General features: G+C 42.1%; 1 protein-coding gene and 1 pseudogene. Both read right to left on the bottom strand.

Translation table 11 applies throughout. The annotated features are described in order from the left end of the window. Nucleotides 1–1,676: hypothetical protein (locus ACF8FD_RS00375; RefSeq protein WP_392452828.1), on the bottom strand; the 1,676-nt coding region annotated here is incomplete at its 3' end. Nucleotides 1,677–1,690: 14 nt separating this feature from the next. Continuing rightward, nucleotides 1,691–1,899 (bottom strand): annotated as a pseudogene (locus ACF8FD_RS00380) (hypothetical protein); the annotation flags it as partial.

A 1,899-nucleotide genomic window follows, 5' to 3' on the forward strand; every position in this document is an offset into this window, starting at 1 on the left:
AATGCCTTTCGATCATTGGTCAGCGTGATGCCGTTGTAATCTGGATAGATCTGATAATCAGTCGACTGATTCACTACCGCAGACTCAGGCAATAAGCGATCATATTCAGCGATCGACAATACATCCCAAAAAGTCTTTTTATAAAGCGGTTTAATGGTCAGCGTATTGCTGCCCTTTTCGCTATAGATAAACCCACCGCCGCTTTCAACCACCATCTTGATAGCATCAATCGGCGCTAAATTGGAATAGCTCAAACATTCACGCTCAACGATCCAGCCCAGTGCATCGATCAACTGCCAATTGAGTACTGTATCGCTAAAAACGCGATCCAGCTCCGCCTGACACAACTGGACTGAGGTTCGATCGTTCTCTTGTAAGAATGAGCGTAATGGCGCAGTCGGTGCTGCCAGTAATGCCGTTTGACTGCGACCAATCAATGTATAAGTATCTTGGGTAAATTTACGAGAACGTCTGCGGTTCTCAAGCAACATTTGATGCTCGGTACCATTCACTATAATTCTTAAAATCACAGGTTGACCATTGATCGGTTCCAGTTTGCCAATCTCGGATGCAGGTACAGTCAAACTATATGACCAACACCAACAACTGCGATCTGTACTGTAGTTTCCATCCAGTACATTTATTTCCTCGCCATTGTCTAGGCGCGTCACAGATAAACTATTCAATATGTACCACCAATTACGATTCGGTATGCCGGGTATGCAATCATCAGCACCGAAGTTGAGAACAACATCATGCGAATCCACTTCATGACATAGGCATACGAAATTAAGATCGCCTGTACCTTCATACTGAGGAATTTCAGGCTCTGGCCACGGTTCAATCGGATGCTTGCGATAGTGGATAGATTTGGCTTTATCCCAAGAGATTACATCTTGTGTGACCAGCTCTAAGCCTTTGTCCCAATCAAAGCTGAAGCGCTTTTCAAAGACATGCGCGACTTGATGTGAAAACGAGATATTGCGGCGTTTACGGATCATCTCCTGATGCGACAATTCACGGTTCAATCGACGCTTAATTGATTCCTCAAAATACAAATCACGCGCAATTCGAATCTTTAGATTTTCTTGCCAGCGCCCCCCTTGGTTACGACTGAGCTTTAAGCCCTGGTCAAAAGCACTATAGATAGATTCAGATAAAGTTAGTCCACGCTCAAAACCCAGCTCTGTAGCATGATTAATGACTAAACTACGGTCGTAAAAAAAGGTGTCATTTGACACCCTTAAAATAGGCTTGGTCCATGGTATTTCTACATGGCCTAATCTTGTGAAGGCTTTCCGATATTTCAGCCTTGAGACAAGAGATACCCCCACTATGTGATTGATATCATTCAAACCCAAAATATCAGACTGAATAGAGGGATTAATTGTTGCCAAGATTGTGCCGTGATTATCTACATTGTCCTGATTGGTTCCAGTAATATCCGCATTAATCGAAGTGTTAATAGTACTGTGCAATGTACCACTATTTACTTCTAACTCTGTATTCGAGCCCCTCAGTTGTACTTGAATACGAGTATCAATTTCAGCATTTAGAAAATTTAACTGATCTAAGGAATCGTTAAAATTTAAAGCCAAATTGTGGCTGTCTATTGCTGTAGAAGGCTGTTCAAAATTAAGTATGACGTCATGTGCGTCAGGTGGTGTGTAAGACATTAACCACCTCTAAATCAATATGGTTTTAAGATAATGCTATCAATCTTTTGACTTGAGCCAAGTGCAATATTGACACTATTCAGCATAATGTCAGTACCAGCAGTTCCTATACCAAAATCTGCATATGCTTCATCATCGCCATTATATAAGCGCGCCCATACGGCTGTACCTGATTTTGTGGCTAGTGCTGCTTCGGTTTCATATAGCTCTATACCATCCACCA

The organism is Acinetobacter sp. TYF_19 (assembly GCF_043105125.1).
GTDB lineage: Bacteria > Pseudomonadota > Gammaproteobacteria > Pseudomonadales > Moraxellaceae > Acinetobacter > Acinetobacter johnsonii.